Origin of the sequence: Paenibacillus pasadenensis (assembly GCF_002864175.1) — a bacterium.
Lineage (GTDB): Bacteria > Bacillota > Bacilli > Paenibacillales > Paenibacillaceae > Paenibacillus_O > Paenibacillus_O pasadenensis.
Genome location: NZ_NFEZ01000001.1, coordinates 178,677 through 199,224, shown reverse-complemented (window position 1 = coordinate 199,224; position 20,548 = coordinate 178,677). Strand labels below are relative to the sequence as shown.

General features: G+C 53.4%; 20 protein-coding genes. 15 read left to right on the top strand and 5 right to left on the bottom strand.

The annotated features are described in order from the left end of the window. Window positions 1-90: 90 nt before the first annotated feature. Together B8V81_RS00975 and B8V81_RS24635 are read left to right on the top strand one after the other, a co-directional pair. Window positions 91-1,128, top strand: a complete 1,038-nt coding sequence (locus tag B8V81_RS00975; protein ID WP_101807455.1) for a hypothetical protein — start codon at window positions 91-93, stop codon at window positions 1,126-1,128. Between the two features lie 110 nt (window positions 1,129-1,238). Then, entirely contained in the window at window positions 1,239-1,487 is a 249-nt protein-coding gene (locus B8V81_RS24635) for a hypothetical protein (RefSeq protein WP_146000426.1), read from the top strand. A gap of 42 nt (window positions 1,488-1,529) precedes the next feature. On the opposite strand, the gene B8V81_RS00970 is transcribed toward B8V81_RS24635, so the two are convergent. Beyond that, window positions 1,530-1,907 (bottom strand): helix-turn-helix domain-containing protein, encoded by a 378-nt coding sequence (locus B8V81_RS00970; RefSeq protein WP_101807454.1) that lies wholly within the window; start codon window positions 1,905-1,907, stop codon window positions 1,530-1,532. A 179-nt stretch (window positions 1,908-2,086) separates the two neighbouring features. Here B8V81_RS00970 and B8V81_RS00965 point away from each other — a divergent pair, with 179 nt between their 5' ends. The 10 genes from B8V81_RS00965 (at window position 2,087) to B8V81_RS00925 (ending at window position 14,008) form a co-directional block, all read left to right on the top strand. Beyond that, the gene (locus tag B8V81_RS00965) at window positions 2,087-2,596 is read left to right on the top strand and encodes a hypothetical protein (RefSeq protein ID WP_101807453.1); all 510 of its coding nucleotides are present in this window, start codon (window positions 2,087-2,089) and stop codon (window positions 2,594-2,596) included. Between the two features lie 39 nt (window positions 2,597-2,635). Further along, window positions 2,636-2,917, top strand: coding sequence for a hypothetical protein (locus B8V81_RS00960; protein WP_101807452.1), 282 nt, complete (start codon window positions 2,636-2,638; stop codon window positions 2,915-2,917). Between the two features lie 127 nt (window positions 2,918-3,044). Continuing rightward, the gene (locus B8V81_RS00955; RefSeq protein WP_101807451.1) at window positions 3,045-4,400 is read left to right on the top strand and encodes a hypothetical protein; all 1,356 of its coding nucleotides are present in this window, start codon (window positions 3,045-3,047) and stop codon (window positions 4,398-4,400) included. Between the two features lie 668 nt (window positions 4,401-5,068). After that, window positions 5,069-5,809: a hypothetical protein gene (locus B8V81_RS00950; protein ID WP_101807450.1), complete on the top strand. Its 741-nt coding sequence runs from the start codon at window positions 5,069-5,071 to the stop codon at window positions 5,807-5,809. Between the two features lie 218 nt (window positions 5,810-6,027). Next, window positions 6,028-8,943, top strand: a complete 2,916-nt coding sequence (locus B8V81_RS00945) for a bifunctional DNA primase/polymerase (protein WP_101807449.1) — start codon at window positions 6,028-6,030, stop codon at window positions 8,941-8,943. Between the two features lie 463 nt (window positions 8,944-9,406). After that, a complete protein-coding gene (locus B8V81_RS00940; protein ID WP_101807448.1) occupies window positions 9,407-9,796 on the top strand; it encodes a hypothetical protein in 390 nt (129 codons plus the stop codon). 65 nt (window positions 9,797-9,861) lie between these two features. Beyond that, window positions 9,862-10,272 (top strand): JAB domain-containing protein, encoded by a 411-nt coding sequence (locus tag B8V81_RS00935; RefSeq protein WP_101807447.1) that lies wholly within the window; start codon window positions 9,862-9,864, stop codon window positions 10,270-10,272. Window positions 10,273-10,349: 77 nt separating this feature from the next. Further along, window positions 10,350-10,499 carry a hypothetical protein gene (locus tag B8V81_RS25065; protein ID WP_180968345.1) on the top strand — a complete coding sequence of 50 codons (150 nt, stop codon included), beginning with the start codon at window positions 10,350-10,352 and terminating at the stop codon, window positions 10,497-10,499. 10 nt (window positions 10,500-10,509) lie between these two features. Beyond that, a complete protein-coding gene (locus tag B8V81_RS00930) occupies window positions 10,510-12,069 on the top strand; it encodes a recombinase family protein (RefSeq protein WP_180968344.1) in 1,560 nt (519 codons plus the stop codon). 280 nt (window positions 12,070-12,349) lie between these two features. Continuing rightward, window positions 12,350-14,008 (top strand): recombinase family protein, encoded by a 1,659-nt coding sequence (locus tag B8V81_RS00925; protein ID WP_101807445.1) that lies wholly within the window; start codon window positions 12,350-12,352, stop codon window positions 14,006-14,008. Window positions 14,009-14,054: 46 nt separating this feature from the next. Here B8V81_RS00925 and B8V81_RS00920 read toward each other — a convergent pair whose 3' ends face one another. Then, window positions 14,055-14,948 (bottom strand): AraC family transcriptional regulator, encoded by an 894-nt coding sequence (locus B8V81_RS00920; protein WP_101807444.1) that lies wholly within the window; start codon window positions 14,946-14,948, stop codon window positions 14,055-14,057. A gap of 168 nt (window positions 14,949-15,116) precedes the next feature. Between B8V81_RS00920 and B8V81_RS00915 the strand changes: the two genes are divergently transcribed. Continuing rightward, window positions 15,117-16,289 (top strand): MFS transporter, encoded by a 1,173-nt coding sequence (locus tag B8V81_RS00915; protein ID WP_101807443.1) that lies wholly within the window; start codon window positions 15,117-15,119, stop codon window positions 16,287-16,289. A 55-nt stretch (window positions 16,290-16,344) separates the two neighbouring features. Continuing rightward, a complete protein-coding gene (locus B8V81_RS00910; protein WP_101807442.1) occupies window positions 16,345-17,196 on the top strand; it encodes an aldo/keto reductase in 852 nt (283 codons plus the stop codon). A 193-nt stretch (window positions 17,197-17,389) separates the two neighbouring features. Here B8V81_RS00910 and rlmH read toward each other — a convergent pair whose 3' ends face one another. Next, on the bottom strand, window positions 17,390-17,869 hold the full coding sequence (gene rlmH, locus B8V81_RS00905) for a 23S rRNA (pseudouridine(1915)-N(3))-methyltransferase RlmH (protein ID WP_101807441.1): 480 nt from the start codon (window positions 17,867-17,869) through the stop codon (window positions 17,390-17,392). A 147-nt stretch (window positions 17,870-18,016) separates the two neighbouring features. Here rlmH and B8V81_RS00900 point away from each other — a divergent pair, with 147 nt between their 5' ends. Then, complete coding sequence (locus tag B8V81_RS00900; protein ID WP_180968343.1) at window positions 18,017-18,739, top strand: YheC/YheD family protein; 723 nt, start codon at window positions 18,017-18,019, stop codon at window positions 18,737-18,739. A 64-nt stretch (window positions 18,740-18,803) separates the two neighbouring features. Here B8V81_RS00900 and B8V81_RS00895 read toward each other — a convergent pair whose 3' ends face one another. Together B8V81_RS00895 and B8V81_RS00890 are read right to left on the bottom strand one after the other, a co-directional pair. Next, entirely contained in the window at window positions 18,804-19,112 is a 309-nt protein-coding gene (locus B8V81_RS00895; RefSeq protein WP_101807439.1) for a hypothetical protein, read from the bottom strand. Window positions 19,113-19,335: 223 nt separating this feature from the next. Then, window positions 19,336-20,394, bottom strand: a complete 1,059-nt coding sequence (locus tag B8V81_RS00890; RefSeq protein ID WP_244912683.1) for an MBL fold metallo-hydrolase — start codon at window positions 20,392-20,394, stop codon at window positions 19,336-19,338. Window positions 20,395-20,548 lie beyond the last annotated feature (154 nt).

Genomic DNA, 20,548 nt, shown 5'->3' with positions numbered 1-20,548 from the left:
AGCCGACTTTGACGGCCACTTCTAGCCACACAAAATTGCGTCACTCCCGTCGATGCCCGTCCGCTAACCCAAAAAGGAGGAATCACCTGAATGACTCTGACCATCAGCGAGAACAAGAAGAAAACTATCGTAGCCTACATCAACGATCACTACGACGAGCACATGTCCCACTTTCCCTACGCCAAGTACCCGACCGAGCCGCTCGACAGGTGGCTCGAGCAGTTCGTTGACCCGAAGGCAGTCAAGCCGGAGACCGTTCGCGCCTCCCTGTCCTGGCGCGGTGGCTTCTGGCAGCGGAAAGATGCTCCCTACGCCCAACGGCAAACCTCCCTGTCCGTCGTCAAGTCCTGGGCGGAGTTCACAGGCACAAATGCCTTCGAGCCCGCCCAGGTGCTTGATTTCTGGACAAGCAGGCTCGGCGACGAGCCGCTTGCTTTCGATACCGCTGCCTTCCTCGCCCATCTGATCCGCCCCGACGTGCTGGAACATGCGGACACTCAGCGTCTGGGAGTGATACGGGACCTTCTCCAAGAGGTCGGGCACGAGGACGGAGAACGGGAGGCCGACCGTAGCCTGGGCGGTCTTCTACGGTACACTGACTTTTTCCGAATGCTGCTTCCCAAGATGCAAGCCAAGCATGGTGATCGGACGCAAGTACATCTAGACCGCTTCCTGAAGGCGTACGGCAACCGACATGCCTTGGCCAAAATTGCGGACAAAACACCACCCACCATCGAGCCCACCGTCCGCTCACTGGACTGGGAGTCCATGCACTGCAAGCACTTCGTCCCCGAGCAGATCGCGGGCAGGGCGAACGCCGACGCGCTGTTCGCCTGTCTGCTCCTTGCGCTGGACGACCAGCCGGAACAGAGGGAACGGCTCACGGTCGGGCAGGTGGCCGAGCTCGTCCCGCTTGGCAGCGGCGGCATTTGCAATCCCGGCAGCTACCACTACGCCATGATCGCTCTGTTCGGCGGACAGAAAGGTCGCGACTTCTTCTTGTTCGAGAATGCCGAACTACAGGCCGCCTTTACCGAGCAGGCCAACCAGTCCAGCCGCGACATGCGCTTCTACCGCAAGCATGCAGACGCCGCCATCACGATCAGCCCGAAGTACGTCCGTTCATGACCTCAGAGTTGCGTCTTTTCCGCCGACGTCGACAACGACGGTACCGGCGCTATTTGGAATGACAACCAGTCTTGCGCAACATCAATTTCTACCGATTAGGAGGCCTCACCATGCCCAATACCAGCGGGATCGCCAGACTATCCGAGCAGGCCGATCGCCTGCTCGAACATGTCGAAGAAGCGCAGAGCCTGCTTACCGCTATCATCCTGCACATCGAGCAACACGCTGCCAGCCTTAGCCCAGCTAATGCCCAATCTGTCACGCTGGAGGCCCATCGCCAATTTTCTCGGGCGGATCGCAAGTTGTTGAAGTGCAAGCTTCGACTAATCCATGAGAGATCGAGACATGAGGACAAATAGAAAGGCGAGCGCCACAGCCTACGCTGCCCGCTCGCCTCCATTTTAAGACTTGCGCCCTTCTTCCCCGTCGTACGTTTCGAACATGTCCTTCGCCATTCGCTGGACGAGCCTTATTTCCGATAGGCTCCGGTCGCGGAGCAGGGACAAATGAATGTCCAGCACATCCTGCTTGTCCAGATCCCCATCCCAGTCCTCCGCTTCGTCCAATCGACCAAACTTCAGCGCTTCCACGGGGTCGGCCCCCAGGGCTGACATGATTTTTTGCAGCGAGTTCAGAGAGATGTTACGTTTTCCTCTCTCCACGCCGCCTATATAGGAATCCTGTAGCTCAGCCAACTCCGCGAGCTTGGCCTGCGACAGTCCCTTTTGCATTCTCAGTTGCTTAATTCTCGCGCCGACGAGCGCCAAAAAATCGGGCATATCCACCACCTCTTACCTTCAAGCGTAGGTAATTGGTAAGGACGAAGACAGAGTACTCAACTATAAGAAAATATTGCCGATAATACTTATAAGTTCTTATAATAGAAATTGTCGAACGAATAGTGCCTGAGTCACAGAAAAATTCGATATAGGGCTCCAACAGAAAGGGAGGTAGGAACATGGTTTCCAAACGATGTGAACTAATCAAACAATATCCGCTTTGTGAAGATCTGATCTCGATTCATGAATTTCTCGGGTACACATTGGCTACATGCCGAGAACTCGAAATGGACAGGCATCATGGCGAGCACTTAGCCGCGCAGGCTCTGCTTCTCCTAAATGAAGTGCAAAGAGAGGATGCCGAAGACGCCTACTTGAACAGCTCAAGTCTCGCTCAAAAGCAAGGCTTGGGAATCAAGGAAATACTGAATTGGAATAAGTCCAAGGCACGTATAAGCAAACCCGTCGGTTCAGACGTCCTGAAAATGATTGCAAGTAACAGGGCTCTGGAAACGGAAACACTCACCGAACAGGAGGCCGCAGGCTACCTTTTGCTCGCAGCCCTCAGGCTGAACTTTATCAGAGAGCAGCTTACCCCGTTGGAGATGGAGTTTAATTATCAACTTCGTGTCCTTGAACCGGACGTGGCACTTGAGGCAGGCCTGCACTTTCTCAAAATCCAAGCTTAATTATTACCAACTAACTCCCGTTAATGAAAGGTGATGAGTATGGATACGTTCCAGACGATACTCCTGTTTGTATTCGCCATCGTATTTTTCGTAATCTTCAACAAAATGTTTCGCATTACATACTTCGGGATCAAGGGCATGGCTACCGTCTTCATCATTTGCCTGCTGATTTCGGCTGCGGTAGTGAACTGGGGGTTTACCTTCGTCGCTAACCACTACGGATGGATCATTGCTGCCGTAGCGGTCATCCTCGTTCTCGTCGCCCTCGGGAAACGCGGGTCTCAGTCTGATGAAACAAAATCTGATGAGCAACCGAGCTAGAAGTCTGGCTAGTTGAACTTCGTTCAGAAAGATGAAGTAGATCGCTTCATCTTCTTTCTCAACTTCCTAATTCCCAACATTTTACTTTTGGTGTACCATTGCCAAAGAATAATTCAGGAGGGCTTACATGGTAAACAAAATTAATTGGTTTAGAAGCATCGTCATCATAATAGCACTTACCGTTTTACCTTTCGGCACTGCTAGTGCCGCCAGCGGGGTAACTCCGAAAAAAGACGATTATTATTTTGTCTACAACAGCTCGAAAGTCGGCGCCAAGGATCTCGCGGCGATCAAGCAATACGTTGCTAAGTTTAAGAACACCAATAACGTTTTGTTCGACGCGAATCCATACAAAGAAGCACCCAAACTCTACGACGCTCTGAAGGCCGACCAGAAGAAGCGCGGCGGCAAGGTTGCCGGAATCCAGATCTTTGGCGTGGCTAGCGATGTGCCTTCCTTCACTTACACCCACAAAATGAAGCCCTCGAAGGGTAACTTCGAGTGGAACGGCGTCGAGGAGGACAAGGGTGAGAAGTACGTTTCCGACCTTCTCTACTCCAACTTCAAGAACGACAGCAAGTACCTGAAGGACGTTTCCGTCTACGGCATCGTGCAGGACAAGCTTCCGATCAGCGTCATTCCCGAATGGCCGGTGTCCCGTCTGCCGCTGACTAAAGGCGAGATTGCCAAGTACATGGGCAGCTACGACGCATACCGCAAGCAGGTCCAAGGGAAATCCATTCCGACCGTCGTCCTTTCAGCTCCGACTGAGTTCCAGCAGGGTCTGGATGAAGCCCAAGACGACCTCGGATTCTTCTTGAAGCGCCTGAAAAACGAGAAGGAGTTCGGTCTCTTTAAGAACACCGATCAGCGCGTATACTACAAGGAACTGGCCGCCAATCTCGCCAAGGAGAACAAAGCCGGAGTGATGGATCTCGTGTTGGGCAGCTCGGGAGACGGAAACGGTGCCTCCCTGAAGAAGGGCGGAAAGGAATACTTCGTCGATCGCAAGAGCGCTGCCAGCCTGAACTCCAACTACTACACGGCGTTCATCTCCGGCTTCCCTTCCGCGAAAGGCCTCGGCACCGAGAGCGTCGTTCACGACGGGATGGCAAAGGGGAAGATGATCAATCCGATTGCCCAGACGATCCCTACCTACAACAGAGGACTCGCTAACCACCTCTGGCTGAAGATCCCCACTCCCGAAGGCGAAACGGGCGACGACTGGCACGGCGACGTTGCGGTCACTAAGGAGCTTCTGAAAGAGGACAATCCGCTCTTCTTCATCTACAAGTACTACGAAGGGATCGACGGCGGGAAAAGTCGCCTGCAGAGTTTCTTCGAGGCGGACGTCGCTTACGCGACTCTAACAACAGCGAACATGACCACTTCCCACATCTCCTACGGAGTCGACATGGTGTGGTCCTCGTTTGGCTTCGAAAACCTGTTCTCCCTGCATTATCTCGGCTTGGCCGACTACTGAGCTGGGTACTCGCCTACCGGAATCTTACGGTGGGCTTTCTTTTTTTCAAAACAACCCCATTGCTTGTGTTAGTGATCTTCGGATTTCCCGCATTCTAACGCAGAAATAAATGTATATTATAATTTGAATGACGCCGAGACGCTCGGCGTGCGGCACGTAGGAACATAGAAGGAACACAGGTATTCTTAGATTAGCCGGATGTTTGGTATATTACTAATTCTCAAAAAAATAAATACCACAGTTCTATTGACAACTCTATTTCTTGTGTGCTAGATTACTAATCGTATCACAAAATCGAATACAACTGTGCCGGGGCGATGAAGAAACACATTGTGTTTGAAAAGCCACGACAAAAGGGAATCTAGGCCGTCACGATAAAATAATATTGATCCTCAATATTCAAAAAGTGACGATAAAAGCTCTCAATGATGAGCGCCAGTTTAAAATACCTGCACTAGTATGTCTATGACATGCTAGATCAACAGGTGTTTTGCTGGCGCTTTTTTGCGTTTTTTTTCAGAGCTCCCCAGCCTTACGGCCTTCATTTCCCGCACCAAGATTCAGCTACATAGAGCCGACAGCACATGTTCCTTGACAATCGCATACGGAAACCGACTACCGTAAGGTTGCCCGTTTCCACCAAACTCAAAAAACCAGGAGGAATTCAAATGAAAAAGCACCTTCAAGACCCTACCAAATTGGTATTTAGGCCCGCAACGAGCGTGCAGAAGTCGAGAGAAGTAGTTCCCGCCAGCATGCTCACGATTGTCAATACTAAGCGTTTTGGCAAAAGAGTCATGATCGCGGCCGAAGTGAGGGAAAAGCTCGGTGATCCGGCTAGCATTCAGGTTGCGTTCGATGACGATGGGGTTTTCCTCGGCGAAGACCTGGGTCTGGATAGCGGCGGCCGCTTTTCGCTTAAGGCAAATGGAAAGAATGCGGTAATCTACTCCAGCGAACTCGTCAAAGAGATCACAGGCATGTTTGGCTTGGATTTCAGCAACAAGACTTCCGTTTCATTTCAGAATGTGACCTACTTGGAAATCGCCGATAGTCCCGCCGCTTATATAACCTTGTTACAGCAGGGCCCGGCATCTGAAGGTACGTTCGAGCAAGATGACAGGAATCCCAGTTCTGTCAGTAATCAAGATAATGACTTGGACACCGACGATGACGCCGAGTCTGACAACGATCTGGAGCCCGACGATGACGAAGAGTCGGATGAAGATCCCGAGCTCGACTCAGATGGTGAGTTCGATGACGACTTGGACACCGACGATGACGGCGAGTCCGACGACGATCTGGACCTCGATGCTGATGACGAAGTAGATGTTGAAACAGAAGGAGACATCTCAGAGGAATACCGACCACTTGCTCTCTCGCGACATAAACGCGGTCGAATATCCTAAAAGCCCGGAATGGCCCCTACATCTTGGGGAGCCATTCCTCCCCACCTGAACAAATTCGGATTAAAGACCCGTCCGGACGGTAGGACGGGCTCTGATGATCCCCATCAAATTACGAAAGGGCTGGTACAAATGAATTTCTTTGAATATCGCTCTCAGAAGTATGCAGATGACTTCTTCAAGGATGAACGCGAAGATATTCCTGCGAACGGTGAACTATCATGACGGATATTACAGAGTCCTTAACCCTTTCAGCAGAAATGCTGAACAGCATGACTACAGGAGCGGCCGCAGAGACGATGGCCTTAGCCAAACTTGGTCCCAGATACCTGCCAGTCTGCCCCCCGGACCACCGAGGCGTGTCCGAAAAACACGAATTGAGCTGTACGAGACCCGGAAAGTGCCCCGCCGTTAAGGATTGGCGCATACAGGCATCTGATGATCCGGCACACATCAACGAGTGGTTCAGACGCCTTCCTAACAGGAACATCGGTATGACACTCGGTAGCGAGGTCGGAGTTGCCGCGTTTGACGTAGATGGCCAGTATGGGCGAGAGAAAATGCAAGAACTCTTCAACGGAGACATTCCGAGTACTTGGCAGTTCTCCACACCCGGTGGCGGAGAACGATTCCTTTTCAAAGTGCCGAAAGGACGAACCCTTCGAAAGTTCACAGTCGCCAAACCGGGCGCCGTTCATGAGGAATTGGCTTTTCTCGCCGATAATCAAATGACGGTCATTCCTCCCTCGCGCCATCAGAACGGCGGACAGTACCTTTGGCTTCCCGGCAGGGGTCCCGGTGACATTCACTTGGCTGAGCTTCCCGCAGGAATTCTGAGAAAGATGCGGCAAGAAAGAAAAGCCGATGCTTCCTCAGAGAATAACGAAATTAACAAAGGAATGTCTGATCCAGACTTGCGGGGACTCGCGAAAAGATGTCGCGTGATTCGGGAGGCAGTTGAGGAGCAGGTTGCAAGCGGTTGTGCTGAGGATCGCTGGCACGCGATAACGTCCATGCTCGTCCGAGCCGGGTTCCCGAACACCGCCCTCGCCTTCTCCAAGATGAGCAAAAAGCATGACGGCCACAGCGAGCGACGAATTCGGCAAATGGAGAGTGAGGGTGACAGCGCCGCCTACGGCCCCACCCGATGTTCGACCTTCGGCTGCGGCGCCGATCAAATGGTATCTTGTCACGGTAAGATCCGAAGAAATCGGCGAACAGGGGAACTCTCCAATTCCCCCGCCGCGTTTCTTCAAAGCCGTGATAAGGGCGTTGTTTCCGCAAAACAAACGGGGCTGGATGCCTACTCGAAGCTACTCGCGAGTAGATACAGCATAAACGGCGGAAATCTCTGTCAGGTAAGGGCCAATAAAGACGGCGGATTAGACCACGTCCCGCTCGCCAATTTTGTGGCCCGAATCGCCAAAACCATAACCAGAGATGATGGTGCCGAGCGAACCGCGCTGTACGAAATCGACGGGGCAATCATTTCACCAGAGAAGAAGTTGCCACCCATCCGTGTTCTCGCTAGCGATTTCGATTGCATGAAGTGGACCACCTCGTGGGGGCCAGAGCCGAACATTCTGCCAGGCTCCCAGATGAAGGATACCGTCCGACACGCCATCCAGTCGACGGCGACCGGGGCTGCGAACGAGCGAATCTTCGCCCACCTTGGCTGGATTCAAATCGACGGGGTTTGGAGGTACCTTCATTCAGGGGGAGCCCTTGGTCTCTCGAACATAAAGGTAGAACTGGATGACCGCCTGCAAAATTACGTGTTGCCTGCATCCTGCGGGCATTCCAAGAAAGCGATGCAAGCCAGCCTCAAACTATTGGAACTGGCCCCGCACCGTGTGACGTTGGTACTGTGGAGCCTTGTCTTCCTTGCACCAATGTGCGAGCTCCTCAGACAGATGCACCTGGAGCCGAAGTTTTTGGTTTGGCTCAGCGGCCATACCGGAACACGGAAGACATCGCTGGCGCTACTGTTCCTCAGCCATTTTGGAGACTTGCTCGGTTCTCCGCCCGCGAGCTTCAAGGACACGGCCAACGCAGTGGAGAAGCGAACTTTCGATACGAAAGACTCACTTCTCCTGATCGACGACTTCCATCCGACAGCCTCACCGAAGGATAAGAAAGACATGGAAACTGTCGCACATAAAATCCTGAGAGGTTACGGAGATCGGGTTGCACGAGGACGGATGAAACAGGACACGACGCTCAGAAAGGACTATATTCCGCGCGGAGTTGCCTTAGCGACTGCCGAAGACATGGTAAGCGGTGGTTCCAGTACTGCCCGGTTGTTTCCTGCCGAACTTCAAAAGGCGGACGTCGACCTCGACAAACTAACGGAAGCGCAGCGGGAAGCTCCTCGGCTGAGCGAAGCGATGTCGGGTTACTTGCAATGGCTCGGTAAAGCAATGAACGCACCTCTGGACAGCAGTCTTAAGGAGCTTTTCCTTGAAAAAAGGAACGAGGCTGGCAGCCTTGGTGTTCACGGAAGACTGGTAGACGCGTCGGCCTTGCTGTACATCGGTCTACGCTCCGGGCTCGGGTACGCCGAAAGCGTAGGAGCGATAACAGTAGATCGGAAAAGTCAACTGCTCGAAACGGCCTGGAATGTGTTTCTCAATGCGGCCAGCGAGCAGGGAGAGAAGGTTGCCGAGGTTAAGCCATCGACACAATTCACAACCATTGTCTCTCAGTTGCTGGCTAACCGAAGCATTCACTGCGACCACGTCCGTCGGGAACCGGTTCCCGAGAGTGTACCGAAGAGCAGTACTCTGATGGGCTGGCAGGATGACAAATACTATTACTTTCTGCCAGATCCGATCTACAACGAGATCAGCCAATTCCTGTCCAAACGTGGGGAGCAATTCCCCGTTTCAGCCGCTACGCTTTGGAAGGAACTGGCCAACGCAGGCATAACGAAGACCGAAAACGGGAAGGAGAACGGCAAAGAGCGGCGACACTCCCTTGCGAAAAAGGTCATCAAAGGCCAGCGGCAAAGATTGCTCTGGGTGAGGGTGGATGCACTTCACGAGAAGGCCAAGGACAAGACTGGAAATAACACTCGCGCAGAGCTTCGAACGGGGAACGCCGAACCAGATGAACTTGAACTGTTGGGAGAGCTCTGAATTTCCCGCCCCGAAATTCGGGGGCTTCACCCCCGAAAAACAATGGCACGGGGGCGCGACGAAACCATGAGGGACAAGGCCTGCGGGGCTAACGCCCCCATTGCCCCCGTAAAAATAAAAAGAAAAGAAAAAAATGTCCCCCCCCCTGACAACGAACGTTCTCCAAAAAAGTTGCCTCTCTCCGCTCCAATCCGGGGGCAACGGGGGCAACACACCAAAGCCTAAGTGCCGCGAGGGTTCTCCGCAAATCACTTTTGGGGCTCACTCACCCGAAGGGGGCTGCGGGTGCTTTTTCGGGAAAGTCCGGGGGCTTCGCCAAGTAATGGGTATGGACAATTCAACAAGGATATTTCACCGAACGACTTGTCCGACCCTTGTAACAAACCGTATTTGTTGGGTTTTCAACCATTTAATATATCCATGATATGGGATTAATAGAGACCAATCATGGAGGCGAATAGAAATGATTCATATCGATACTCTTCAAGACATGCAAGACTTATGTACGACAGAAAATGCGCTGCCAGCACCCGCTTGCCGGTTTCTCGGGGATTTCTTGGGCCAGTTGCAGCTATCACTCGATCACGATGGCGGAGAGTTCCGATTGTCCGACCACGGATATGCGCTACTCGTGCTGCCTCCTGGACAATGCCTTTCCACCTACCAACTTGAAAGCTGGTCGGTCGATGTGGAGTACGCTGAGCGAATCGCTCTTGAAGACTGCCAGCTTTTCAAAGTCTGCCTGATGGAAGACAACGATAGGTTCACTTTTCTGATTTCACTGGTCGGCTCCCAACCCGATACAACAGAAAATTGGTTTGCCGGGATGCTGGATGGGGGTGTCTGTCTGTGACGATCGAACCATCAGATTCTCGTCAAGGGAAACCCGCGAAAAGAATTCAGGTTGTCAGCCTGCGAATGGTACGCGAATCGAGTTCGATTCTCTACCCGAACCGAAAGATCCGCACTCCGGCGGATGCGGCGGCACTTTTTCGCCAGTTCATCGGGGAATGTGACAGGGAGACATTCTGCATCCTTTGCTTGAACACGAAGAACGAACCCACCGCTATCCATCAGGTTTCTACCGGAACGCTGAACGCATCCTTGGTACATCCGCGTGAGACGTTTAAGCTGGCGATCCTAGCGAATTCCGCTTCAATCGTCGCTTGCCACAACCATCCTTCCGGGGAGCCCGATCCGAGCCCGGAGGACGTGGACTTAACAGAGCGTTTGCGAGACAGCGGATGCCTGCTTGGTATCGAACTTCTTGACCACATCATACTCGGAAACGGTAATTTCGTAAGCCTGAGGGAACGGGGACTGATGTAAGTGCACAGTCCCATATCCAATGTAAACCAGAAATCATCGAAGTGAGGAAAACAGCTACGACCAAGGAGGAACTGAACATGGATATCAACCAGCAAACAAACGAGCGAGATCTGTTCATTGACGTTCTTGCCGACATGATCTGCCAGCTTATCGAAGAAGAGAATCAGCGACGCATTGCTTTCTGGGAGCAGTTTATGAAAGACATTGGCGCACGGCGTATCGCGTAGAGACAATCCGGTGGGTATTGAACTGACATCCCTTGCCGGCCTGTACCTTCGTGTCTCGACCGATAAGCAAGCCGACGGATACAGCCTGGACGCCCAGAAGGCTGCCCTGCTCGACTACTGCCGAAAAGCCCAGATCGAAGTGTACAACATCTACGTTGACGCCGGAGTCTCTGGAAAATCTATCGAAAGCCGACCGGCATTACTCGAACTGCTTAAAGACGCCAAGAACGGCTGCTTCGGTCAAGTCTTGTGCCTGCGGCTGAACCGGATCTCCAGAAGGCTAGCCGATCTCCTGCACATCGTCGAACTGCTGGCTCAGCAAAATGTCAAACTGCACAGCTTGACGGAAGATCTCCATACGGACACCCCGGCGGGCAAGTTCTTCTTCCAGATGATCGGCGCAGTGGCGGAAAACGAGCGGCGGCAAATTTCCCAGAACGTACGCCTCGGCATGCAACGGCGAAACAGGCTCGGCAAGTGGAATGGCGGCAATCAAGTGCTTGGGTACTGCTGGATTCCCGATCTTGATGACCAGCACCAAACGGCACAAATCGTCCCCGAAGAAGCCGATCTGGTTAGATCCATCTTCGAATGGTACGCCAGCGGCCTCGGTCTAAAGGCCATCGCTAACCGACTGAACACCAACAGCTACCGTACCAAGCGTGGTAAGACATTCTACTCCGTCTCCGTACGTAGTCTGCTGACAAACGTGAATTACATCGGGAAAATCACCTATCGCGATGACAAGGGAGTGCGAAGAGTAACAGATGGTGAGCATGACCCCATCGTCTCTCTTGATCTCTGGGAAAGAGTCCAGGATCGGCTTGCCGAACAATCCCATCCACCGACCAAGCTCATCTCCCGCCACTCACCTCTGACAGGATTGCTCAAGTGTCCGTCCTGCGGGAGCGGTATGGTCCCTGCCCATGTCACGCGCAAACGCAAGAACGGTACGAATAAGGTCAATCATTATTACGTTTGCAGCCGCTACAATTCTGGCGGGAGCGCAGCATGCCTTCCCAATCACATCCCGGCGGATACAGCCGAAACCTGGGTCAATGAACAGGTTCAGCAGTTCTTATCTCATCCCTCCGTCTCCGAACGACTCGTGAAGGAGATCAATTCCAGAAACGAAAAGAAGATGCAGCCCGTCCGGCAACGTGTGAGGGAGATCGAAACTCAGCTCGCTTCCTATCGGGGCCGAAGTCAGCGCTGTTTCGAGATGTTCGAGGATGGACACATCGACGCCCTGGAACTCAGAAAAAGGCTTGACGATGTACGGGCCGAATCGGCGCTGTTGGAAGAAGAGCGGGAACAGTTGGAGCAGGAATTGGCCAAGCATTCCGAGCGCTCCGTTCCTGTGACAAGCATTCAACAGGCGCTAGCCAACTTCCGCCCGCTGATGCAGAACGCATCGCCAGAGCAACAGAAGAAACTTTTCCGAGGCCTCATTGAAAAAATCATTGTCCCGCAAGACCGGAACATCATGAATACGGTCATTCAGACTAAAGCAGCCTTGCAGAACCTAGAGTTTCCGACATTACAAACAGAAGGAGCCAAAAAAGCATGAATAAGAAAGTTAGAAATACGGTCTATAGAATTCTGGGTATGAACAAGGATGCCAATCAGAAACGGCTTCAGTCACCTCCGGGAAAGTGCAAGGGTTCCTCAAAAAGAGGTTGTCGCGAGATACAATCGTTGAGCCGGGAACAGCTCGATACCGGAACGTCCAAAAATCATTTTCTACTGAAAGATGATTATCGTTGTCAAACCGCTCGAATAAGATCAAGAGACAGCCCATTGCTGAGCTGGAAATGCCGCCAAATGCAACAGAGGGGGGAGGAACCAGCATGAACAGCCCAACCATAAGAGCTGCATTGTATGGGCGGGTCAGTACAGAGGACCAAGCTGAGAACGGCTATTCAATTGATGCTCAACTCGATCAACTGCGAAGATACTGCGAGCTATACGGCAGAGAAATCGCGGGAGAATACGTCGATCGTGGCGTTAGCGGCAAAAGCTTGAAGGGTCGCTATGAGCTTCAGCGGCTTCTCCGTGACGCCGAAGAAGGGAAATTCGACGAGGTGATCGTCTGGAAGTTCAACCGGATGGCCCGCAAGAACATCGACCTGCTTCAGATCGTTGATTTTCTAGAGAAAAATAATATCGCGTTCCATTCGTTCACCGAGAAGTTCGACACAAACACATCTATGGGAAAATTCGCGCTCCAGATGATGGGCGCTGTCGGCGAACTAGAACGTAATACGATCGTGGACAACGTAAAAATGGGCCACAAGCAACGGGCCAAAACCGGCAAGCACAACGGAAAAGTGCCACTCGGCTACCGCATTACAGAGGCACAAGGCAGCGGACGCTCTAGGGACTCCGAGATCGTCATCTTCGAGGAAGAAGCGGCGATCGTACGCAACATCTACGAGCAATATGCCTCTGGCCACGGCCTGAAGGCGATCGCCAATGACCTGAATCATCGGGGATACAAGACCAAGTCCGGCAAGCCCTTCTCAATCTGCGCCATCCGCGACCTGCTCGACAACCCGATGTTCGTCGGAAAGATCCGCTATAACCGCTACGAGAACTGGGCGGAGAGACGTCGCAAGGGAAAAAGCTCTGAAATCATTCTTGCCCAGGGAGATCACCCTGCAATCGTGTCGGACGATCTCTGGGAGAAAGTACAGTTACTACGGAAGAAAAAGAGCACAATGCCGAAGAAGCGCTTCGAAGGCGAGTACCTGCTGACTGGGCTCATCCGCTGCCCCGAGTGCGGCGCGGCGATGACCGCTAGCCGTACGGTGAATCGGGCGAAGGACGGGTCTAAAGTTGTCCGCATGTACTACTCCTGTGGGCGCTTCCGAAGCCAGGGCAGCTCCGTCTGTCACGCCAACAGCGTCCGCAAGGACGAGGCTGAGAGGGCTGTGACGGAGCGCATCCAGCAGGCGGTCGCGCAGCCTGACATCCTCAAGAAAGTCGTCCGGAGCGTCAACGAGCGACGCTCGAGCCGGATCAAGCCCCTCCGCGACGAGCTGGCATCGGTGCAGGCCCGGATCGACATGCTAGAAGAGAAGAAGCGAAAGTATCTCGAGTTGTATGAGATGGACGTGATGGACCGACAAATGTTCGCAGGTCGCCTGAACGACCTGAACAAGGAACTCGACGCCGAGCTCACCCGCCGGTCGAAGCTACATCTGGAGCTCCGGGACGACCAGGCTGAACCCGTCTCCTACGAGCTCGTGCGCTCCTTGCTGAGTAGGTTCGACGCCTTGCTCCGCCGCTCACCGTTCCCGCAACGCAAGACCCTGCTCCACCTGATCGTGAAGCAGATCACGCTGGACGACAGGAAGCGCGTCGGCAACGTTGAACTCGCCTTTAACGAGGAGACCGAGAAGCATTTTTTAAGCGCAGCCCCTTCCGCTGATAACATGGCGAAAGGGGCTTTTCCTTTGTCCGGAAAAGCCCGAAAATTGGATTATAAGTTCTCCATTTTCCTTTAAATAGTTGATCACGACGCTTAACTATCAGTTTCGTATTTATAACCTTCTATGCTCTTAGACGCTTTATATCCTGTCTTGGTGGATAGCCAAACATTCGAGAATATTCACGACTGAATTGCGAAGGGCTTTCATAACCTACTCGAAATGCCACATCAGTAGCATCGGCTGTCTCGGTTAACAGTAATCGACGTGCTTCCTGAAGCCTCAGTTGTTTCTGGAACTGAATAGGGCTCATGGCAGTCACTTCTTTAAAATGCCGATGTAAAGAAGAGACGCTCATATTCGCTTTTTCAGCAAGTTCTTCAATTCGAAAAGGACTAACAAAGTGATTGGCGATATGTTCAATAACGTCATTGATTTGATAAGCTGAGCTACCCTCCACCGCAATTTGTTCAAGAGTAGCCCCATGCTCACCTTGCAGAACCCTATACAAAATTTCCTTGGTAAACAGCGGTGCAAGCATTGGGATATCCTTGGGGTTATCCAACAAACGGGCTAACCTAATGACCGCATCCAATAAAGGCAGCTCCATACGGTTGACAAACATCCCTCGCTTTGCATTTTCTCTCGGCCCTACCCGGATTTCAGAATCACGCAGCACCTCAATAATTTGCTTTGCCGTAAATTCAAGCTTGAAACCCAAATAGGGAACATCGGGAGTGGCTTCAGTGACTTGGGCGGTAACCGGCAAGTGAACAGATGCAACAAGGTAATCAGTAGGACTGTACCTAAATCGCTCCTGGGAGAGCCATACCTCCTTCGCCCCTTGAACCACCATACAAAAGGAAGGCTTATAAACCCCATGTCGTGGTACGGACGCATTCGAGTCACGCATAAAAAATAATGACTGAATAGCGGTCTGGTGAACCCCGTCCTTTTCTGAATAACGTTCGATGATTTTGGCGAGCTCGTTCTGCTCCTTAGTGATGATTTCAGACATCTGATCCTCGCCCTTTCCGGCATATTTATAGTTCGATTATAATCCATATCCGTCTGCCACATAAGTGACCGTGAGAGGATTAGGCAAACATCTGGCAAGAATGGGATAACGGCTACGTTGTCACCTGGTGCATAATAAGGTTGTGGAAAGGGGGGATAATACTTTGCGATGAGCAACACTTGGAAAATTTACATGCTGACCCTTATCAGCTTTTTCGTTGGTACGTCACAATTCGTGATCTCAGGTATTTTAGATAAAGTTGCTACTTCGGTCGGCGTATCGTTATCGGCGGCGGGACAGCTTATCACTGTTTTCGCGCTTGCGACAGCAATTGGTACCCCTATAGTCATGGCCATGACAGCAAAAGCGGGGCGACGTAAGCAACTGTTGCTGGCGCTTGCCATTACGTTACTTGGAGTCATCTTGACAGTCGCCTTGCGGGGGTATGTCTTCCTGCTTCTTTCTCGTATCGTACTCGGGGTCGGATCAGGTGTTTTCGTCGTCACTTCTTATGCAACAGCTGCAAATTTGGCATCTGCTGGACGACAAGCCAGTGCGATGTCCAACGTATCGCTTGGTTTTAGCTCCTCACTCGTTTTCGGCGTTCCCATTGGTCGCGTTGTTGCTGCCGCTTACGATTGGAAGGTGATCTTCTGGGGCATTGGATTGTTCACCTTGCTTGGAATATTCGCCGTAGCAAAGGTGATTCCATCTGCGCAAGGGGAAGCATCTGTCGCACTTGGCAAACAACTTGCCCTTTTGAGGAACCCACGAATTGCGACCGCACTCGGCATAACCTTCTTTGTATTTACTGGCTATTCGGTGGTTAATACGTATATTACCCCATTCCTCACCTCCGTTATGTCGTTGAATGGGGGGATTGTGAGCGTCATTCTTCTCGTTTTGGGCATCGCGAGCTTAATCGGCTCTAAACTTGGCGGGATTTCGGCGGATCGGATAGGCACATCTCGTACGTTGTTTCTTAGTATGATCGTACAAGCTATATCTCTTGTGTTGTTATCAATATCCACAGGGTCAAACTTCTTTGCAATTCCGTTGCTCGCCCTTTGGACAATCGCCGCTTGGACGTTCGGACCGACGCAGAACTTTAACCTTCTGTCTCTCGCTCCCGCAGCCTCTGGTATCATGCTTAGCTTGAACAGCACTTTCGTACAACTCGGATTTGCAGTTGGTGCTGGTATCGGAGGAGTTGCAGTCGGTGGATCGTCTATATTAGCGATCTGCTGGATTGGAGCCGCTGCGGCCGTGGTAGCGGTCGTCGTGGCGTTCGTTTCTTTCGGGCTTACCCGTACGTTCGCGAAACGCGCACCATCAGAATGAGCGTGTTATCGTTGTAATGTAAAAGATCCATAATTTGAAAATTGGAGGGTTTGAAATGCAAAAAGTAACTTTGAACAATGGTGTTGAAATGCCAATACTCGGTTTTGGTGTTTTTCAAATGGCTGATCTAAATGAATGTGAACAAAGTGTCTTCGAAGCTATAGCGGCAGGCTATCGGCTGATTGATACAGCTGCCTCTTATCTAAATGAAGAAGCTGTTGGCAGAGCAATCAAACGGAGTGGTGTAGCACGAGAGGAACTTTTTATCACTACAAAACTGTGGGTTCAGGACACGGGGTATGAGCGCACCAAGAGGGCATTTGAAAATTCACTGAAACGATTGCAATTGGATTATTTGGACTTGTATTTAATTCATCAGCCATTTGGTGATGTACATGGCTCCTGGCGTGCTATGGAGGAGCTGTATCGAGAAGGAAAGGTACGTGCGATTGGCGTTAGTAACTTCCATGAGGATCGTCTGATCGATTTAATTCTTCATAATGAAGTCGTTCCTGCCGTAAACCAGGTCGAAACGCACCCTTTCAACCAACAAATTGAAAATGCGAAATTCATGAAAGAGAACAATGTTCAGATTGAGTCATGGGCACCCTTTGCTGAAGGAAAAAACAACTTGTTCCAAAACGAGGTGTTGGTATCCATAGCCGAAAAGCATAATAAATCGGTTGCTCAAGTGGTATTACGTTGGTTAACACAAAGAGAAGTTGTTGTGATTCCGAAGTCTGTTCGTAAAGAAAGAATCGTCGAAAACTTTAACATCTTCGATTTCGAATTAAGCCAAGAGGATATGGAGTCGATCACTACTTTAGATACGAAGCAGAGCCTGTTCTTCTCCCATCGCGATCCTGAAATGGTGAAATGGATTGGCTCCCGGAAACTCGATATCTAATCATTTTACGAAGGCTACAGCCACTAACAAGCTGTAGCCATTTTCTTATTTAGCACAGAACCCAGACGCTTCCGGCGGTCAGTTCTCATTACATGTTACCCTCGAATCATGTGGCAATGCTTCTTCGGCGACCTCGGCAATGTCCGACTGTTTCGTGATGAAGAATATTTGAAATTGACTCTAAAATTTCGCCCTACTTGTGATACGGTTCCCCCCGATTAATCCGGAACCCGCGATAAATCTGCTCGAGCAGCATCACCCGCATCATCTGATGCGGATAGGTCATCCGCCCGAACGACAGCTTCTTGTCGGCGCGCTTCAGGACGGCCGGCGACAGGCCGAGCGAGCCGCCGATGACGAAGCTGACGGCGCCGCCGCCGTAGACGGCCTGACGGTCCAGATGCGCGGCCAGCTGCTCGCTCGACCACGTCTCGCCGTCGATCGCCAGCGCGACGACATGCGCGCCGTCCCGCAGCGCGCCCAGGATGCGCCCGCCCTCGCGCGCGCGCACCTGCTCCTCCTCCGCCGACCTCATGGAGTCCGGCGTCTTCTCGTCCGGCAGCTCGCGGATGTCGAGCTTGGCATAGGCGCCGAGCCGCTTCGCGTACTCCTCCACGCCGCCGGTCCAATACTTCTCCTTCAATTTCCCCACGCATACGATCTGAATCTGCATGTCCACGGTCCTCCGAACGATTGATCTGCTCCTCCCAGCTTATCCGATTCCAGCCCTCCGTAGCAAAAGATAGACGAATGCTCCCTTATGCCGCTCGCGGATTGCCTCTACAATAACCGTAACCGATCGAAAAAGGCAGGGATTCGAGTGGCGGTCCAAAGAGACAAATGGGAGCAGCATCGCGTCCTTCGCGGCGACCCCCGGATTGCCGCATGGCTGCCCGAAACGCAGCTGCTGGAGAAGGAAGCTTTGGCCCAAATGCTGCTGCGCCATAAAAGCGTCGTCCTGAAGCCTCGCGACGGAAGCTTCGGCACGGACATCGTATTCATCACGCGAAAAGGCGCGGACGCCTTCCGGATGCAGCACGAGAGCAACGCCATCACGATGAGCGGCACCGACGAGGTTCTCGAGTGGCTGTGGACCGAAAGCAAGGGAAGAGGCTATCTGGTGCAAGAACGGATTCGGCTGGCCCGCATCCAGGGCAGGCCGTTCGACATCCGGATCATGGTCCAGCGCAAACGGGCGGCTCGCTCCCCTTGGACCGTGACCGGCTCTTATGCGAAAGTGGCGGCGAAAGGCTATCTGGTCACGAATGTGGCCAGCCGCCCGATTCCGTTGCTCCAAGCGCTGAGAGCGGCCCGGATCGAAGACCGGAGCCTGCCGTCCCAAGTGAAGCAGGCCGCGCTGCAGGCTGCCGAACGGCTCGGAGAGCGTTATCCCGACCTCCGGCAAGTCGGGTTCGACATCGGCATCGACAAGGACCGCCGGATCTGGATCATCGAAGGCAACTATCAACCGGTCCTGCGCCCTTTCCGGCTGTTGAAAGACTCCTCGATGCTGCGCACGATCAAGCGGTACCAAAACCGCTGAAATGCAAAAAGACGGCCTGCCCTGTTGTCAGGGGCAGGCCGTCTTCTCGGCTTGGCATCCGAACTCAGCCGACGACGCGCGTCACCCGGAACTGGTTCACGCCGACCTGGATGATGGCGAACTGGCTGTACGAAGTGCCGGAAGATGTATACGGCTCCGCGGCGATATCGCCGCTGGGCGTCCGGACCGTGGCGCTGATTCGGGTCAGCAGGCAGACTCCGCGGCCGGAAGCTCTCCATGTCTCGTCTCGCGACACCGCATAAGGATCGTTCGCACAAAAGAGCGACGAATACACGACAGTCCCAAACGCAGTAAACGATGTGGAGTTGGTGATCTGAACCGGATCATACCCTTGCACCTCTCGAAGTCCCATCTAAAAGCCTCCCTAGTAGTGATAGACTAGTAGATGCGATAGATTCGATTATGTGCGGGCCAGATGCGGACGGGAGCTCAAAAACGGACGTTTGTCTGCGGGTCGGCCGCGGCTGCGGTCAGCGCCGCCAGCGCGTGGCCGCGATTAGCGCCACCAGGACGTGGCCGTGATCAGCGCCACCAGCGCGTGGCCACTGGTCAGCGCCACCAGGGCGCGGCTGCGATCAGCGCCACCAAGGCGTGGCCGGCGGCTCGCCCTGCCCGAGCTTCACCGTCTCGCCGATGCGCGGCGTGCAGACGGCGACGCCTTGGACGCTGGCGGCCTGGAGCAGGCGCTCGACCGGATCGGTCCAGGCATGCATCGCGAGCCGGAACGCGCCCCAGTGGATCGGGACGAGCAGGCCGCCTTTCACATCCTGATGCGCCTGCACCGTCTCCTCCGGCAGCATGTGGATGTTCGCCCACCGCCGGTCGTACTGGCCGCATTCCATCAGCGTCAGGTCGAACGGCCCGTACGTCTCCCCGATGTCGCGAAAATGCGGGCCGTACCCGCTGTCCCCGCTGAAGAAGATCCGCCTCCCCATGCCCTCGATCACCCAGGAGCACCACAGCGTCGAATTCCGGCCGAACAAGCCCCTCCCGGAGAAATGGCGAGCCGCCGCGCAGGTCAGCGTCAGGCCCTGCAGCGTCACCGACTCCGACCAGTCGCACTCGCGGATCGCCTCGCGCGCGACGCCCCACCGCTCCAGATGCGCGGCTACGCCGAGCGGCACGATGAACGTCCCGGTCTTCTCCTTGAGCTGGAGGATCGTCGGATAGTCCAGATGATCGTAATGATCATGCGAGAGCACGACCGCATCCAGCCAAGGCAGAGCCTGAAGGTCCAGTGGCGGCGAGCCCTTGAACCGCTGCCCTCCGACAAAGGGAACCGGCGACGGCGCCCGCCCCAGCATCGGATCCAGGAACACCGTTCTTTCCCCGAGCTCCAGCAGCACCGCCGAATGGCCGAACCAGGTGACGCGCGCCGATGCCCCCCTCTCCTCCGCAGGCGCAGGCACATACCGCTCCACGGCCAGCGGCCGGTCGGGAACGGCTTGCGGCGTGCCTTTGATGAAGTCGCCCAGAATGGAAAGCTGTTCCTTCCAATCCTCGATCATCGGCGTCGGCAGAGGATAAGCGAACACGCCGTCGCGGTATTGCTTCGAGCGGCGGATGCGCGCCCGCGATTCGGCGGACGGCTTTCCTCCCAGGGCGGGCCGGACCCAGAGGTAAACCAAGATCAAGGCTGCGGCAATCGCCAACGCTATTCCTACCCCTACTCCCATTTCGAGCGAGCCCTCTTTTCTCACGTAAATTGTTCCGAACGATCGACCTGCACCTCCCAGCTTATCCGATTGCCGGCCTCCATAGCAAAAAAACCGCCCGGACGCACGCGTC

Excerpts from the sequence above, each read along its gene's own strand:
- B8V81_RS00960 (WP_101807452.1), top strand. The coding sequence starts at position 2,636 with ATGGATACGTTCCAGACGATACTCCTGTTTGTATTCGCCATCGTATTT.
- B8V81_RS00950 (WP_101807450.1), top strand. The coding sequence starts at position 5,069 with ATGAAAAAGCACCTTCAAGACCCTACCAAATTGGTATTTAGGCCCGCA.
- B8V81_RS00925 (WP_101807445.1), top strand. The coding sequence starts at position 12,350 with ATGAACAGCCCAACCATAAGAGCTGCATTGTATGGGCGGGTCAGTACA.
- B8V81_RS00965 (WP_101807453.1), top strand. The coding sequence starts at position 2,087 with ATGGTTTCCAAACGATGTGAACTAATCAAACAATATCCGCTTTGTGAA.
- rlmH (WP_101807441.1), bottom strand. The coding sequence starts at position 17,869 with ATGCAGATTCAGATCGTATGCGTGGGGAAATTGAAGGAGAAGTATTGG.
- B8V81_RS00895 (WP_101807439.1), bottom strand. The coding sequence starts at position 19,112 with ATGGGACTTCGAGAGGTGCAAGGGTATGATCCGGTTCAGATCACCAAC.
- B8V81_RS25065 (WP_180968345.1), top strand. The coding sequence starts at position 10,350 with ATGGATATCAACCAGCAAACAAACGAGCGAGATCTGTTCATTGACGTT.
- B8V81_RS00970 (WP_101807454.1), bottom strand. The coding sequence starts at position 1,907 with ATGCCCGATTTTTTGGCGCTCGTCGGCGCGAGAATTAAGCAACTGAGA.
- B8V81_RS00955 (WP_101807451.1), top strand. The coding sequence starts at position 3,045 with ATGGTAAACAAAATTAATTGGTTTAGAAGCATCGTCATCATAATAGCA.
- B8V81_RS24635 (WP_146000426.1), top strand. The coding sequence starts at position 1,239 with ATGCCCAATACCAGCGGGATCGCCAGACTATCCGAGCAGGCCGATCGC.
- B8V81_RS00935 (WP_101807447.1), top strand. The coding sequence starts at position 9,862 with ATGGTACGCGAATCGAGTTCGATTCTCTACCCGAACCGAAAGATCCGC.
- B8V81_RS00945 (WP_101807449.1), top strand. The coding sequence starts at position 6,028 with ATGACGGATATTACAGAGTCCTTAACCCTTTCAGCAGAAATGCTGAAC.
- B8V81_RS00915 (WP_101807443.1), top strand. The coding sequence starts at position 15,117 with ATGAGCAACACTTGGAAAATTTACATGCTGACCCTTATCAGCTTTTTC.
- B8V81_RS00940 (WP_101807448.1), top strand. The coding sequence starts at position 9,407 with ATGATTCATATCGATACTCTTCAAGACATGCAAGACTTATGTACGACA.
- B8V81_RS00975 (WP_101807455.1), top strand. The coding sequence starts at position 91 with ATGACTCTGACCATCAGCGAGAACAAGAAGAAAACTATCGTAGCCTAC.
- B8V81_RS00910 (WP_101807442.1), top strand. The coding sequence starts at position 16,345 with ATGCAAAAAGTAACTTTGAACAATGGTGTTGAAATGCCAATACTCGGT.
- B8V81_RS00920 (WP_101807444.1), bottom strand. The coding sequence starts at position 14,948 with ATGTCTGAAATCATCACTAAGGAGCAGAACGAGCTCGCCAAAATCATC.